Annotated in this window: 15 protein-coding genes; 11 read left to right on the top strand and 4 right to left on the bottom strand. The window is 61.9% G+C overall.

The annotated features are described in order from the left end of the window. Window position 1: 1 nt before the first annotated feature. Window positions 2-1342 carry an LLM class flavin-dependent oxidoreductase gene (locus V1283_RS01150; RefSeq protein WP_334384620.1) on the bottom strand — a complete coding sequence of 447 codons (1341 nt, stop codon included), beginning with the start codon at window positions 1340-1342 and terminating at the stop codon, window positions 2-4. Between the two features lie 317 nt (window positions 1343-1659). Here V1283_RS01150 and V1283_RS01155 point away from each other — a divergent pair, with 317 nt between their 5' ends. From V1283_RS01155 to V1283_RS01180, 6 genes are read left to right on the top strand one after another with little or no spacing between them, the layout of a single operon-like run. Further along, the gene (locus tag V1283_RS01155; RefSeq protein WP_334384621.1) at window positions 1660-3288 is read left to right on the top strand and encodes an FAD-binding protein; all 1629 of its coding nucleotides are present in this window, start codon (window positions 1660-1662) and stop codon (window positions 3286-3288) included. After that, window positions 3285-3605 carry a ferredoxin family protein gene (locus V1283_RS01160; protein WP_334384622.1) on the top strand — a complete coding sequence of 107 codons (321 nt, stop codon included), beginning with the start codon at window positions 3285-3287 and terminating at the stop codon, window positions 3603-3605. Before V1283_RS01155 ends, V1283_RS01160 begins: the two co-directional genes overlap by 4 nt. Before the next feature lie 54 nt (window positions 3606-3659). Then, window positions 3660-4781 carry a methionine ABC transporter ATP-binding protein gene (locus V1283_RS01165; RefSeq protein WP_334384623.1) on the top strand — a complete coding sequence of 374 codons (1122 nt, stop codon included), beginning with the start codon at window positions 3660-3662 and terminating at the stop codon, window positions 4779-4781. Next, window positions 4771-5436, top strand: a complete 666-nt coding sequence (locus V1283_RS01170; RefSeq protein ID WP_334384624.1) for a methionine ABC transporter permease — start codon at window positions 4771-4773, stop codon at window positions 5434-5436. The genes V1283_RS01165 and V1283_RS01170 overlap by 11 nt, the downstream gene beginning before the upstream one ends. A 26-nt stretch (window positions 5437-5462) precedes the next feature. After that, entirely contained in the window at window positions 5463-6248 is a 786-nt protein-coding gene (locus tag V1283_RS01175) for a sulfurtransferase (protein WP_334384625.1), read from the top strand. A gap of 59 nt (window positions 6249-6307) precedes the next feature. Next, on the top strand, window positions 6308-7078 hold the full coding sequence (locus tag V1283_RS01180) for a MetQ/NlpA family ABC transporter substrate-binding protein (RefSeq protein ID WP_334392923.1): 771 nt from the start codon (window positions 6308-6310) through the stop codon (window positions 7076-7078). Between the two features lie 35 nt (window positions 7079-7113). Here the strand turns inward: V1283_RS01180 and V1283_RS01185 are convergent, their stop codons facing one another. Further along, the gene (locus tag V1283_RS01185) at window positions 7114-8523 is read right to left on the bottom strand and encodes an LLM class flavin-dependent oxidoreductase (protein WP_334384626.1); all 1410 of its coding nucleotides are present in this window, start codon (window positions 8521-8523) and stop codon (window positions 7114-7116) included. Between the two features lie 401 nt (window positions 8524-8924). On the opposite strand from V1283_RS01185, the gene V1283_RS01190 reads away from it, so the two are divergent. Further along, on the top strand, window positions 8925-10247 hold the full coding sequence (locus tag V1283_RS01190; protein ID WP_334384627.1) for an O-acetylhomoserine aminocarboxypropyltransferase/cysteine synthase family protein: 1323 nt from the start codon (window positions 8925-8927) through the stop codon (window positions 10245-10247). A 36-nt stretch (window positions 10248-10283) separates the two neighbouring features. After that, complete coding sequence (locus V1283_RS01195; protein ID WP_334384628.1) at window positions 10284-11081, top strand: MetQ/NlpA family ABC transporter substrate-binding protein; 798 nt, start codon at window positions 10284-10286, stop codon at window positions 11079-11081. Here the strand turns inward: V1283_RS01195 and V1283_RS01200 are convergent. Further along, complete coding sequence (locus V1283_RS01200) at window positions 11078-12466, bottom strand: FAD/NAD(P)-binding protein (protein ID WP_334384629.1); 1389 nt, start codon at window positions 12464-12466, stop codon at window positions 11078-11080. The genes V1283_RS01195 and V1283_RS01200 overlap by 4 nt on opposite strands. A 576-nt stretch (window positions 12467-13042) precedes the next feature. On the opposite strand from V1283_RS01200, the gene V1283_RS01205 reads away from it, so the two are divergent. Both V1283_RS01205 and V1283_RS01210 read left to right on the top strand, forming a co-directional pair. Further along, window positions 13043-13258, top strand: coding sequence for a hypothetical protein (locus V1283_RS01205; protein WP_334384630.1), 216 nt, complete (start codon window positions 13043-13045; stop codon window positions 13256-13258). Window positions 13259-13297: 39 nt separating this feature from the next. Next, window positions 13298-14080, top strand: a complete 783-nt coding sequence (locus V1283_RS01210; protein WP_334384631.1) for a MetQ/NlpA family ABC transporter substrate-binding protein — start codon at window positions 13298-13300, stop codon at window positions 14078-14080. Between the two features lie 61 nt (window positions 14081-14141). On the opposite strand, the gene V1283_RS01215 is transcribed toward V1283_RS01210, so the two are convergent. Further along, entirely contained in the window at window positions 14142-14651 is a 510-nt protein-coding gene (locus tag V1283_RS01215) for an Lrp/AsnC family transcriptional regulator (protein WP_334384632.1), read from the bottom strand. A 272-nt stretch (window positions 14652-14923) separates the two neighbouring features. On the opposite strand from V1283_RS01215, the gene V1283_RS01220 reads away from it, so the two are divergent. Beyond that, entirely contained in the window at window positions 14924-15190 is a 267-nt protein-coding gene (locus V1283_RS01220) for a hypothetical protein (protein ID WP_334384633.1), read from the top strand. Window positions 15191-15201: the final 11 nt, after the last annotated feature.

Consider the following 15201-nt stretch of genomic DNA (forward strand, 5'->3'; position numbering starts at 1 on the left):
CTCAGGCGGAAGCAGCAGCGCGGGCCGGGCCGGCAAAGCGGCTTGGCGGATGCGGCAGACCGAAATGGTTGCGCAGCGTCGTCCCGGCATAGTCGCGCCGGAACAGCCCGCGCTTCTGCAGGATCGGCACTACGTTGTCGACGAAGACCTCGAGCCCGGACGGCAGCACGTCCGGCATCAGGTTGAATCCGTCGGCGGCACCTGCCTTGAACCATGCTTCGATGTCGTCGGCGATCTGCTCCGGCGTGCCCACGATGATACGGTGACCAACGCCGCCGCCGAGCGCCCGCAGCAGTTGGCGGACGGTCAGATTGCCGCGGCGGGCGATATTCACGGTTCCCTGGAACATGGTGTGGTTCGCGTTGGGCGGGAGAGGCAACGGGTCGGGCAGGGGCTTGTCGAGTTCGAGCAGCGCGGGATCGATCTGCAGCGTGCCCGCAAGGCGCGCGAGGCTATATTCGATCGGGACCAGTTCCCAGAGTTCGTCCTGCCGCCGCTTTGCTTCTGCTTCGGTGCTCCCGATCACGGTAGCGAGCCCGGGCAGGATGACGATCGAATCACCGGCGCGGCCGTATGCAACGGCGCGGGTCCGCAAATCTCGCGCATAGGCGACGCCTTCTTCGATCGTTTGCGCCAGCGTGAACACTGCTTCGGCCTGCGCCGCCGCGAGATCGCGGCCGTCGCTCGATCCACCGGCCTGCACGGTGACGGGACGCCCTTGCGGCGAGCGAGGCACATTCAGGGGGCCCGCCACGGAGTAATGCGCGCCGCGATGAGCGATCGGATGCACTTTTGACGTATCGACGAACCGTGCGCTGGCCTTGTCGCCGATAAAGGCATCGTCTTCCCAGCTATCCCACAGCGCGTGCACCACCTCGGCGAATTCCTTGGCGCGGTCGTAGCGTGCCTTGTGCTCCAGTACGCCGGGGAGACCGAAATTGCGGCTCGCGGCGGCATCGGCCGTGGTGACCGCGTTCCAGCCGGCGCGGCCTCCGCTGGCGAGGTCGAGCGTCGCGAAGCGGCGGGCGATGTTGTAGGGCTCGTTGTAGGTCGTAGACGCAGTGGCGATCAGGCCGATGTGGCTGGTGGCGGCCGCAACCGTCGCCAGCACGATGGTCGGCTCCAGCGACATGAACGAACGGTAGTCGATCCGGTCCGTAATCGCGGGCGTGTCCGCCAGAAAGATCGCGTCCAGCCTGCCGCGCTCGGCGATCCTGGCGACGCGCACGTAATGGCCGATATCGAAGCAGGCGCGTGGGTCGCTCTCGGGCAGCCGCCATGCCGAGGCGTAGACGCCGGAGTGGAGGAGGTTGACGTTGAGGTGAAGCTGACGGGAGGACATGGCGGCCACGCGCTGATGGAAGGTGCCTCACGAGATACTGCGGGTTGGCACTGAAGGAAACGAAGCGGAACTGCACGCGAGCAGAAAGAAAAATCTGTCTCTGTTGCTATGTCCAAAGTGCAAATCCCATGTCGCATCATGGGCAGGAACAAAACGTCCTATGCGCCGCCACGTGAATCTTCTTCTGTCCGCCGCGACAGGGAAAGCTTCGTCCAAGTCTCCGTAAATATCTGAAATTGCCAGCGACACGCGCGCGCGTAACGATGTTGGCGCGGCGCAATGCCGATCGCGATCGATTTTGCCCGGAGAAGTGGCCGATGACAGTTCAATCCACGCGCGCCCAAAGGGTGTCCGCGCCGACAGGCTCCGTCGAGTTCGATGCCGATGTCCTGGTCCTTGGCGGGGGCCCTGCCGGCACGTGGGCGGCGATCAGCGCAGCAGAACACGGCGCGCGTGTCGTTCTTGCGGACAAGGGGTTTTGCGGAACCTCGGGCGCCACTGCCGCGGCCGGCACTGGCGTCTGGTACGTCGATCCGGATCCGGCGCTGCGTGAAGCCGCGATGGCCAACCGCGAGAAGCTCGGTGGTCATCTGCAGGATCGCCGCTGGATGGCGCGGGTGCTCGATCGGACCTACGAGCAGAGCAATCGGTTGGCGGACTGGGGTTACCCCTATCCCGTGGACGACAATGGCAAGTCCCAGCGCAACTCGCTGCAGGGCCCGGAATATATGCGGCTGATGCGCAAGCGCACCAAGCAGGCTGGCGTCACCATTCTCGATCATAGCCCGGCGCTCGAATTGCTCGTTGACGAAGATGGTTCCGTTGCTGGCGCGAGCGGACTGCGCCGGCAGAAACATGATCGCTGGACTGTGCGTGCCCGAGCGGTCGTGATCGCGACCGGCGGTTGCGCGTTCCTGAGCAAGACGCTGGGTTCGAACGTGCTGACAGGCGACGGCTACCTGATGGCGGCGGAGGCGGGCGCCGAATTCAGCAGCATGGAGTTCTCCAACCCTTATGCGATCTCGGCTGCGTTTGGCTCGGTGACCAAGACGCTGTTCTATGGCTGGGCCACATTCACTTACGAGGACGGCAGTGTCGTGCCCGGCGCGGCCTCGAAGGGCGGCCGCTCGGCGATCGCCCGTGCGCTGACACAGGGCCAGGTCTACGCCCGGCTCGACAAGGCCGACGGCGATGTGCAGCGGCAGATGCGCGTCTCGCAGCCGAACTTCTTCCTGCCGTTCGATCGCACTGGTATCGATCCCTTTACCGATCGCTTTTCCATCACATTGCGGCTCGAAGGCACGGTGCGGGGCACCGGCGGGCTTCGGATCGTCGACGATAGCTGCGCGACCACGGTGCCGGGGCTCTATGCGGCGGGCGACGCGGCGACGCGCGAGCTGATCTGCGGCGGCTTTACCGGCGGCGGCAGCCACAATGCCGCCTGGGCAATCTCTTCCGGCACGTTTGCCGGGCAGGGGGCCGCCGATTATGCACGCCATGCTGGTCCCACGCGCGGCCGCGGGCTGTCATCCGCGGGAACCGTCGCGCTTCGCCAGCGCGCCGGGCGACCGTTCAAGCCGGCCGAGCTCGCCTGGGCGGTTCAGAACGAGGTCTTTCCTTATGAGCTGAACTATTTTCGCGCGGCGGATCGACTGGGCGGCTCACTGGAGCGGCTCGACGCGCTCTGGGCCGAAGTCTCAAAGGCGGATGCTGCTGCCGCTGACGACGTATTCCGTGCGCGCGAGAGCGCATCCATGCTGGCAACGGCGCGCTGGATGTACCGCAGCGGCTTGGCACGAAAGGAGAGCCGCGGCATGCACCGCCGCGATGATTTCCCTGATCAGGACGACCGCCAGCGTCACTACATAACCTCCGGCGGGCTTGATGAGGTATGGACCGCGCTACGTCCACATGCCGAAGCCGCCTATGCGGAGGCCGCGGAATGATCGAGGTCATCGATGCACAGCGCTGCACGTCATGCGACATCTGCGTGAATGTCTGCCCGACCAACGTGTTCGACAAGACCGATGGAATTCCGGTCATCGCGCGCCAAGGCGACTGCCAGACGTGCTTCCTCTGCGAACTCTATTGTCCCGAGGATGCGCTGTTCGTCTCGCCGTTCGCGGAAGTCCCGCAGCGTGTCGATCTCGAGGCGCTGAGGCAAAATGCGCTGCTCGGCAGCTATCGCCGGGCCGTCGGCTGGACCGAGGAAACAAAACACCATCGCGACATCGACCGCAGCTATCTGCTGTTCGGTCATTGATAGCCAGGCTGCCCGCAACGCGGGCGGCCGCATCGAAGAAACTGGAATTCTGCAATGAATGTGCATCAATCCCTGGCGGCCTCCCGGCCGCTTCAGTCGTTCTCTCCTCCAGACGGCGTACCTGCCAAGGCGGACGCCATGGTGCGGTTCGAAGGCGTTGAGAAGACGTATCCGGCCTATCGCGGCAAACCCAGCGTGCGGGCGCTGCAGAACATCGATTTCGCGGTTCCCCGCGGCTCGATCACTGGCGTCATCGGCCGTTCGGGTGCCGGCAAGTCGAGCCTGGTGCGTCTCATCAACGGCCTGGAGAAGCCGACCACCGGTCGCGTCGAGGTCGACGGGCGGGATATTTCGGCGCTGTCCGGTCGCGAACTGCGGCTGGCGCAGCGTTCCATCGGCATGATCTTCCAGCACTTCAATCTGCTGTCTTCGCGGACGGCGGCGGCCAATATCGCCCTGCCGCTCGAAATCGCGAGCTGGTCGAAGACCGACATCGCGGTGCGCGTTGCCGAACTGCTCGAACTCGTCGATATCGCCGACAAGCATGATCGTTACCCCCCGGAGCTTTCCGGCGGCCAGAAGCAGCGCATCGGCATTGCGCGCGCGTTGGCGACGCGGCCGAGCGTGCTGCTGTCGGATGAGGCGACTTCCGCGCTCGATCCGCAGACCACCCGGGCGATCCTCGATCTGCTCGCCAACATCAACCGCGAACTCGGCGTGACCATCATCCTGATCACCCACGAAATGTCGGTCGTCAGGCAACTCGCGAACGAGGTCGTCGTCATCGACGCCGGTGACATTGTCGAACGGGGACATGTTGCCGATATCTTCACCCATCCAAAACAAGCGATCACACAGTCGTTCCTTGCCGAAGTCCTCGGCGATTCGGTGCCGGTCTCGCTCGCGAGCCGCCTGCAGGAAAAGCCCGTTCCTGGCGGGCAGGCCGTCCTTCGCGTTCTTGTTCGCGGCGACGCCGGCGATACGGTCGTAGCCCGCCTGGCGCGTGAGCTTTCCATTGACGTCGCGCTATTGTCGGCGCGTATCGATGAGATCGGCGGCCGGCGTGTCGGATCGCTGACGATCGGCATTCCCGGTGGCGACGCCACTGCGCCGCAGGTTCTTGCTTATCTATCGCAACATCAGTTCTCAGCGGAGCGTCTCGGCTATGTCGCCTGAACTCATCAACCTGATTATCCAGGCGACCGGCGAGAGCCTGTTCATGGTCGCCGTCGCCGCCCTGGTGGCAACCTCGTTCGGCCTGCCGATCGGAATCTTCCTGGCCACCAGCGGGAAGGGCGAACTGTTCGCCGCGCCGAAAATCAACGCGGTGCTGGGCATCATCGTCAACGCCACCCGATCGACGCCGTTCATCATCCTGGTCGTGGCCATCATTCCGTTCACGCGGCTGATTGCGGGGACATCGATCGGCTCGGGAGCCGCGATCGTGCCGCTGACAATCGCTGCGACGCCTTTCATCGCCCGCTTGGTCGAGGCGGCGATCCGCGAGGTGGACGCCGGCCTGATCGAGACCGCGTCCTCCTTCGGCGCCACCCCGCTGCAGATCGTGCTCAAGGTCCTCATCCCTGAGGCACTGCCGGGGTTGCTGCTGGCGCTGACGCTCGCGGTGGTCAGCCTGCTCGGCTATTCCGCCATGGTCGGCGCGGTCGGCGGCGGAGGCCTTGGCGACCTCGGTATCCGCTACGGTTACCAGCGCTTCATGCCGGAAATGATGCTGGCCGTCGTGGTGGTACTGATCGCGCTGGTGCAGACGGTGCAGACCGTCGGCGATTATCTGGCAAAGCGGGTCAACCGCCGGCTACGGCATCGCTGAAGCTGAAGTCCTCACGGAGATACCTCATGGCCATTGATCCCGTCATAGAACCCGACGCGTTGCGCGATCTCGGCCCGTTTCGGCTTCTGGAAGCAGCCTCGCTCGAAGGTGTTGGTCGTGCCGACATTGCCCGTGTCCCCCTTGAAGTCTGGGAAGCTGCGGCGAAGTCGGGCGAAACCTCCTTCGAAAACATTGGCTATTGGGAGCGTGCGATTGCGGCTCTGGGGATAGACGGCTCGCTGCCGGCCGTCGTTTTCGACGATGGGCGCCTGACCGAAGCAGCGCGGGTCTGGTTCATCCTGCAGTATTTCGGAGCGCAGGCATTCATTCTCAATGGCGGATGGGCTGCGATCAAGGACCGCGAGGACGTGCGCGGGGTCATTCCGAACTCCGGCACAGCCAGTTTCAAGGCGCGGCCCGGATCGGGATCGGCCGCGCTTGTCGATCGGCGGACCTTGAAGGCCGAACTGGACGCAGATGTCCGGATATTCGATGCACGGACGGCCGGTGAGTTTGCTGGCGAGGATCTCCGGCGCAATTCGCGCGGCGGTCATCTGCCGGGCGCGCGGCTGCTTCCGCATACGAATCTCCTCGATGCCAGTCGCCTCCGGTCCCCCAATGAGTTGCGTCAACTGCTGACCGACGCCGGCTTCCAGTCGGGAGACCACATTGTGACCCACTGCGATGGCGGCGGACGGGCGGCGTTGGCTGCGGCGGCAGCGCTTCGAGCGGGATATCGGGATGTCCGCGCCTATTACCTGAGCTTTGCCGATTGGGCCAAAGACGAAAGCTGCGCGATCGTTCGCGACTGAGCGAGGTGGCGGCAGCTCAATCGGCAACATCATCCAGTTTTCAGGAGACCTTTATGCGTATGTTCCCTCTACTCATCGCGGCCGCGACCGTGCTCGCTGGCGCCGCGCACGCCGAGACTATCCGGGTGGGTGTCACGGCCGGTCCGCACGCGGAGATCACCGACGTCGTGAAGAAAGTGGCTGCCGAGCGCGGACTTGACATCAAGGTTGTCGAGTTCACCGACTACGTCATTCCGAACCAGGCCTTGGCCTTGAAGGACCTCGAAGCCAATTCGTTCCAGCACGAACCCTATCTGAAAAATCAGATATCGAAGACCGGCTGGAACATCGTCAAGGTCGCGAACACCATCGCTTCGCCGCAGGGCGTCTACTCGCTGAAATACAAGAAGTTGTCGGAACTGCCGGAGGGTGCACGGGTTGCGATCGCCAACGACCCGTCGAACGGCGCGCGCGGGTTGATGATTCTCGCCCTTCATGGTGCCATCAAATTGAAGGATCCGAACAACGTTACCTCGACGATTGCCGACATCACGGACAATCCGAAGAAACTGCGTTTCGTCGAGCTCGATGCGGCGCAGCTGCCGCGCTCGCTGCAGGATGTCGACGTTGTTTCGATCAACAACAATTATGCAGTGCAGGCTGGCCTCAATCCGGCGGTCGATGCAATCGCCCGCGAAGCGGCGGATGGCCCATGGGTCAACATCATCGCGGTGCGCGACGAGGACAAGGACAAGCCCTGGGTCAAGCAATTGGCGGATGCCTATCGTTCAGAGGAAGTGAAAGCGTTCCTCGATAAGCGCTTCAAGGGCACGTACATCGCGACCTGGTAAGGGCCTGGTCGGCCGCCAGATACCGCGAGCGCGCGCTATTCGGCGGCGTCCGATCGCACGTCGCTCGCCGAAGCCGCTTGGCGGCGAAAACCCGCAGCCGGATGCACCGCGGGCAGGCGGGCACCGCGCCCCGGAAACAGCTTTTCGCGCAGAGTCCCCTCGCGATAGGCGGTCTTGTAGACGCCGCGGGATTGCAATTCCGGCACCACCAGATCGACGAAGGCGTTCAGCGTCTCGGGAACGACCAGGCGGAACAGATTGAAGCCGTCCACATCGGTCTCTTCGGCCCAGGCGATCAATTCGTCGGCGACGTCTTGGGGCGAGCCGACCACAAACGGGGAACGTGCGCCGACGCGGCTGAGGGTGGCGAGATCTCCGATCCTGACCGGACGATCGCTGCGAAGCGTGAAATTCTCCACCATCGACTGGATCGCATTGCTCTCGACATATTGCACGGCCTGGTCAGGCTGGTAGGTGGAGAAGTCGATGCCGGTCCAGCCGGAGAGCAACGCGAGTTGGCCTGCCTGATCGACATGGCGGGCGTAGTCCTCGAGGATATCTTCGGCCTCCGCGCGGGTCGGCGCGACGATCACGGTCGCGCCGGCAAACAGCCTGATGTCGTAGGGATCGCGGCCGAACTCCTTTGCTGCGTTCCTGATCTCGCGGGTGGCGCGTGCCAGGATCGGCTTCGTCTGGCCGTTAACGAAGATCGCTTCCGCATGCCTGGCCGCGAAAGCGCGGCCGCGTTTTGAAGTTCCCGCCTGATACAGCAGTGGTGTCCGCTGCGGCGACGGTTCGGCAAGATGAATGCCGTTGACGCGATAATGGCTTCCTTCGTGCCGGACAGTGTGAACCTTTGCCGGATCGGTAAAGACACGCGCGTCGCGATCGCGCCGGACCGCATCATCCTCCCAGCTTCCTTCCCACAATTTGTAGGTGGCTTCCAGAAAGTCCTCAGCGGCATCATAGCGCTCGTCATGGGCGCGCGAGGCGGGCAGGCCCATGCCGCGCGCGCCGCTGTCGAGATAGCCGGTGACGATGTTCCAGCCGATACGCCCGTTGGTGAGATGATCGAGCGTCGAGAAGCGGCGGGCCAACTGATAGGGGTGCTCGAACGTCAGGTTCGATGTAATGCCGAAGCCGAGATGTTTTGTAGCCAGCGCCATGGCGGAGACCAGCAGCGTCGGATCGGCGTTCGGCAGTTGCACGGCATGGCGCACGGCCGTATCGGGACTATCGCCGAACACGTCATAGACGCCGAATACGTCGGCCAGGAAGATGCCGTCGAGCAGTCCGCGCTCCGCGGTCCTGGCGTAGTCGACCCAGTAATCGAGCGAATTGTAGTTGATCGATGTGTCGCGCGGGTGCGACCACAGTCCAGCCCAGTTATGGCTCGGGGCGGTCATGTTGAACGCGTTGAACCGCAGTTCTCGTGGTTTGGCCATCGGCCTGCTCCGGCAAGACAGTCTCGGCGATCTTCGACAGACCGTTTAGCATCTTGCCCGGATAACGTTATTTTCTATTAGGCCCATCGAAATGCAAATCGTGCTGCAAACAAATTTGGGTGTAGCAATGTTTCGCTTCTCGCCGTGAACGCGTGAAAATCGCGCTGAAGGAAGTTCAAATGACTTCGCTCGGCTTGCTCGACGAACGCGATAAACTCGCAACAGTAGCGATGAAACAATAAACTCTGCTCGTCGCGCGCGCTGAAAAATTAGTGGCGCGATGCGCTGATGCTGCAGCACGCTCATCGCTATTTTTTTCAACGTCTCGACAGCGCTGAATTCGCTGCGCATCATTTTGGCGTTGGTGACACATGGTTCGCGCATTGAAGGGAGACCAGGATATGCCCGTCGAAACGAAGAACGCCGAGACACTTGCCCTGCACGGCGGTTCCTACCGTTCTGATCCAGCGACCGGCGCCGTTGCCGTTCCGATCTACCAGACGACATCCTTCCAGTTCGAGAACACGGATCATGCGTCGCGGTTGTTTGCGCTGGAGGCGCTCGGGCAGATCTACACAAGGATCAAGAATCCGACGACGGATGCGTTTGAGGAACGACTCGCGGCGCTTGAAGGTGGTGCTGCCGCGCTTGCCGTCGCTTCGGGGCAGACCGCCTCGGCCTTTTCGATCTTCAATATCGCACAGGCCGGCGACAACATCGTCTCTTCGACCGATCTCTATGGCGGCACCTGGACGCTGCTGTCACAGACGCTGAAGCAGTTCGGCATCGAGGTGCGGTTCGTCGATCCGGCGGATCCCGAGAATTGTCGTCGTGCCACCGACGCGAAGACCCGCGCATATTTTGCTGAGACATTGCCCAATCCGAAGCTCCACGTGTTCCCGATCAAGGAGGTTGCCGACATCGGCCGCTCGCTCGGCGTTCCCCTGATCCTCGACAACACCGCAGCTCCGATCATCGCCCGGCCGTTCGAGCACGGCGCGGCGGTCGTGGTCTATTCGACCACAAAATATATCGGCGGCCATGGCACCGCGATCGGCGGCGCCATCATCGACGGTGGCAATTTCGATTGGGAAGCGCATGCGGGACGTTTCCCGCTCCTGACCCAGCCGGACGCGGCCTATCACGGTGCGGTCTGGACTGAAGCGGCCAAGCCGTTCGGACCGATTGCCTATATCCTGCGTGCCCGGGTGAAACTGTTGCGCGATCTCGGGGCGGCGATCGCTCCGCAGAATGCGTTCCAGTTCATCCAGGGGCTGGAAACCCTGCCGCTGCGGCTGCGCCAGCACAATGAGAACGCGATCAAGGTCGCCAACTTCCTGGCCAAGCATCCCGCGGTTTCGCAGGTGATCTTTCCTGGGCTTCAGAGCGGGGAGAACCGGCGTCGCGCGGACGCGTATCTGAAGGGCGGGTACGGCGCACTGGTTGGATTCGAGCTGAAGGGTGGCATCGAGGCCGGCCGCCGGTTCATCGATGCGCTGAAACTCCTCTATCACGTCGCCAATATCGGCGATGCCCGCTCGCTGGCGATCCATCCCGCCTCGACCACGCATCAGCAGCTCACCGCCGAGGAGCAACTCGCCGCCGGCGTGACGCCCGGCTATGTGCGGCTGTCGGTCGGGATCGAGCATCCTGACGACATCCTGGCCGATCTCACCCAGGCACTCGCCGAAGCGGAGGCCGATGGTGCCCGCAAGGCAGCCTGATCAATAAGCCCAGAAACAAGAAACGGACTAAAAACGATGAAGATATTCTTGCGCCTCGCGCAGGCTGCCGGCCTGTCGCTTGCCTTGACCGCCACCGCCATCGCTGACGAACCCCTGAAGATCGCAACCAGCGCCGGTCCGGTCGGGCAGTTGGCCTCCTTTGCCGCAAAGCTCGCCAAGGAGAAGGGGCAGGACGTCAAGATCGTCGAGCTATCCGATTGGGTCGCGTTGAACGAGGTGGTCAACAGCGGCGATGTCGACGCCAATCTGTTTCAGCACGGGACTTATCTGGCGCTTCAGAACAAGCAGCGCGGATTCAATCTCGTGCAGGTCGACAAGGTCGGCGTGATCGCGCCGGTCGGACTGTTCTCAAAGAAGATCAAAAGCCTCGAAGAGATCAAGTCCGGTGACAGCGTTGCGATTCCGAACGAGCCGCTGAACGGCGCCCGCGGGCTGATCCTGCTCGAACGTGCCGGCTTGATCAAGCTCACGCTGGGCAAGGGATTCTCGGTCAGCAAATTCGACATTATCGAAAACCCCAAGAGCCTGAAGATCGTCGAACTCGATCCGGCGCAGACTTATCGTTCGCTCGATGACGTCACGCTCGCACTGGTCAACATCACCTATCTGATCCCGGCGGGCGGCGATCCGAAATCGGCACTGATCATCGATCGCACCGTCGACGACGGCCTCGTGCTGCGCTTCGCTGCACGGCAGGACAAGAAGGACGATCCGCGGCTGAAGGCGTTCATCCAGGTGTTCAACTCGCCGGAAGTCAAGCAGTTCATCGAAGAGAAGATTCCAGCGTTCATTCCCGCCGGATTCAATAGCTAGGCGGATCGCGCGGCGATGAGCTCGGCCAAACTCGCCTCGTTGACGTGGGCGAGTTTGGCAGCAAGCTCGGCGCATTGGTTGCGGATATCGGGGATCGCTATGATCTCCCAGAAGGCGGCGCGGGTGAGCGGACCCACGGCAAACAATCGCCGCGACGGAACGCCGTCGTGGTTGACGATCGCGCCATCCGCGCTGGTCTCGATACCGATGTGCAGCGGGTCAACCCGTGCCAGGCCCCGGTCGAACAGGCTGCGCACGGCCGGATTGGCCGACGCGAGGGGGTCTTTCACGATCCCCGTGCAATCGACGATGGCGCCGACCTGCATGCTGAGGATTTCGCTTTGACCGCGTCGGCGGTAGCGGATCCGGGCGCCGGCTTCGTTGGGTTCGATGCCGGCCACTTTCGCCGCCATAACGGTCAAACGGCCGGCACACAGCGCATCCGTGATGCGCGCTTCCACTTCCGGCGCCATGCGATGGCGGTGCACGTCCCACCAGGCGCGCGCGTGTTCGAGGAAGCGGCGTTTGGAAGCAGGCGGAAGCTCGCGCCAGAGCTGTTGGGTGTAGGGCCGCAGGCCGTCGATAACGCTGCGCCAGTCGCCACCCTGGGCGACGTGGCCGTCGACCCGGCTGCGGAACCAGCGCAACAAGTGACTGATCCCGGCGCCGAACGGAACGTCCGTTTCCTCGATGCGAATTGGATCCACGCGGCGATGGGGCTTCGTCAGCAGACCGCGCCGAGACATCGCGACGATCGGACCGCGGTGTCCATCCTGGACAACCGACTGAACGTAATCGACCATCGTCAGCCCGGTGCCGAGGATGAGTATAGTTGCGTCGGGATCGATACCCGCCGAGGAGGGCAGCACCCAGGGATCGGCGTAACCCGGCGAACAGGATCGGACATCGTGACCGGTGGCAAGAATGGCGATATCGCCGACATAGCATCTGCCGTCGTCCAACCGGACCGAGACCTCGCCCGGCCCTTCGCTGACGTCGACGCATGTGCCCTGCACGATAGAGAGCCGGTGCGATGAGCGTCCTTTGGACGTCATCAACAGGCTGGCAATGTAGTCGCCATAGATGCGCCGTGGCACGAAACAGAAGGGATCGGGACACGGCGGTGGCACGCCTTCACGCGAGGTCAGCCAGCGCCAGAAATGGTCCGGCTCATCCGGCAGCGCGCTCATGTTGGCGACGCGCACGTTGAGCACGTGTTCGGGATTGCCGGTGTGATAGGCCAGACCACGACCGATTTCAGGACGCTTCTCGATCAGCGTGATGCGAAAGTCAGGGGTTGAACGCTGTAGCAACTGATAGGCTAAGAGAACGCCGCTGGCGCCGCCGCCTATGATGATCGCGTGTCGGCTTGCGAAAGCATTCATGCAACCGCCCCCCGTTTTAGCCAAGTGATAAGCTAACGCGAAACTGTCTCGTCGGATCGTGGCTGAATTCCAGCAGCGGAGGTACGAGTAGTTGAAAAGAAAATCGTTCTGCGCGGGAAGGGCACAAGAGTATCGAGATTCTGGGAACTCTGACGTGCGCAGAGATTTTCAGCGGGGCCAACCTCGTCGAAGCTGCGCAATATCTGTGCAAGGGGCGCTTTGATCAGGATTCGCGACCGCAGATTCGTTTCGAACGGGCGGCTTAAGCTCTCGAAGATCGTTCCGTTTCCTTTTCTGTCGGACGCATAGAACCGCCGACGCGTCGCGACGACAACATTGAATAGCCATTTCATTGACGTGATCGACGCCGTCAATACTATCTGCGTAGGGAATTGCCCCGCTCAAGAGTTGCCGCATGCGATCTGATCGAACACCAGCGTCCGGAAATGCGCCTCAGCGCGTGACGCTGCGCTGCTTCTCTGCGGCCACCGGCGCCTGTCGCTGATCTTCCTGTTCAAGATAAATCGTCATCACTAACCAGACAGGACACCGGATCACTCCGGTGAAAGAGCAGACATGACCCAAGCCTACATCATCGAAATCGAGAGCCGAACCGCAGGCATTGTCGCCAGGGACGAGCGGGGATACCGGTTCTTTTCCTCAGATCGTACGTTCGACGGCCTCGAAGGTCGCGAATTCCGGTCCGCGCGCGACGCCGAGCGGGCCGTCAGAACGTTGCTGCAGCAGCGGCGCCATTTGCTGACAAGCCCATCGCTCGCATCGGCGTTCTAATTACCAATCCCAATCTTCACAAAGTTAACGGAGACCAAAATGTTGTTTCGTTCTGTTCTGATTGCATCGACGGTACTCGCCGCTTGGTCGGCGAGCTCCGCGGCCGAAGCCATCAAGATCGGCGTCACGCCGGGGCCGCATGCTCAGATCCTCGAAGCTGTGAAGCCGATCGCCGCGAAGAAGGGGTTGGACATCCAGTTGATCGAGTTTTCCGATTACGTGGTGCCGAACGCCGCGCTCGATGCCGGCGAGCTACAGGCCAACTCGTTTCAGAACCAACCCTATCTCGATAACCAGAAAGCCGATCGCGGGTACAAGATCGAATCGGTGGGCCTGACGGTCAAATTCCCCATCGGGGTCTATTCGAAGAAGCATAAGGGCTGGTCGGACATTCCGAACGGCGGCACGGTTTCGATACCGAACGATCCGACGAATGGCGGACGGGTGCTGCTTCTGCTGCGCGACAAGGAAGTCATCAAGCTGAAGGATGGAGTCGGTTTCAAGCCGAAGATCTCTGATATCACTGAAAATCCGAAGAAGCTCAAGTTTATCGAAATCGATGCGGCGCAGTCGCCGCGTGCGCTCGACGATGTCGATGCCGCAGCGATCAACACCAATTACGCGACCCAGGCGGGACTTGATCCCGTCAAGGATCCCATCCTTCGCGAAGATCCGAAGGGGCCGTATGTCAATCTGATTGCGGTCCGAGCGGCCGACAAGGACAAGCCGTGGGTCAAGGCTTTGGTGGAGAGTTACCACACGCCCGAGGTGAAGGAGTTCGTCCTGACCAAGTTCAAGGGCGCGGTCTTGCCGAGCTGGTAAGCCACGACCGGTGTGGCTTGGAAGTCGCGCAGCATAACCCTGGCGCGATTTGAGGCCGCGATTACGCCGCCTCAACCGACGGAACCGGCAAGGCCGTCACTGACTTGATTTTCTCCATCGCAAACCGCGAGGTCACATTCTTCAGGGCGACCGCACCGATCAACTTCTTGTAAAAGAGATCATAGCTAAGCATGTCAGCGACGACCACGCGCAAGACGTAGTCGACGTCGCCGGCCATGCGGTAAAACTCGAGAACCTCGGGCATGGCGCTGACGGTGGCCGCGAATTTCTTCAGCCACGCCTCGGAATGATCGTCGCTTTCCACGGACACGAATACCGACAAACCCAAACCGATCTTGTTCTGATCGACCAGCACGACTTTGCCGGTGATGATGCCGTCGTTCTCCAGACGTTGAACTCGCTTCCAGCAAGGCGTCGAGGAAAGCCCAACGCGTTCGCCGATCTCGGACACCGACAGCGATGCATCTTCTTGAAGTACCCGAAGTATCTTGCGGTCGATCGCATCGAGGCGCCGGGGCGTTCCCGGCAAGGACACGCTGACTTCGCTCATATTTTAGAACTTTCTTTCAAATGATTGGCAGCAACCAACGATAGAGGAAAAACTATTCCGCACAAGGTAGCGGGTTTTCGAAGAAGGCCTCCGTTATAGAAATACGTTCTGTTCAGATGGCTTACTTCAGCGCATCTGCGCTCTTGCCTGCGGCGAAGGATACAAGGAGCAGTATCAGCGCACTTTTCTTCGCCAGCCGACCAAGACATGGTAAAAATCCGAGCGGTTATTGCGTGCAACATTGTATTCGATCTCAGGGGGAGGGACGTAGCATGGCAAATTGCATCGTCATCGTTCAGTTTGATCTGCCGAAGCGGACGCAAGAGCAGGCCATCGCGGGTGGAACCGGCTCGGCGCCCATCTATCGCGGGCTGGCCGAAAAAGGTCTGATCCGTAAGGACTACCTGAACGGAGCGGCCGGCACGGGCGGTGTTTACTTGTGGGAGAGCCGAGAAGCCGCCGAAGGTTGGTTTACGGAAGCCCGGATCGCTGAACTGACGGAGCGTTTCGGCACACGCCCCCCGACTCACCTGGTATGACACGCATGTCA

Origin of the sequence: Bradyrhizobium sp. AZCC 2262 (genome assembly GCF_036924535.1) — a bacterium.
Taxonomy (GTDB): domain Bacteria; phylum Pseudomonadota; class Alphaproteobacteria; order Rhizobiales; family Xanthobacteraceae; genus Bradyrhizobium.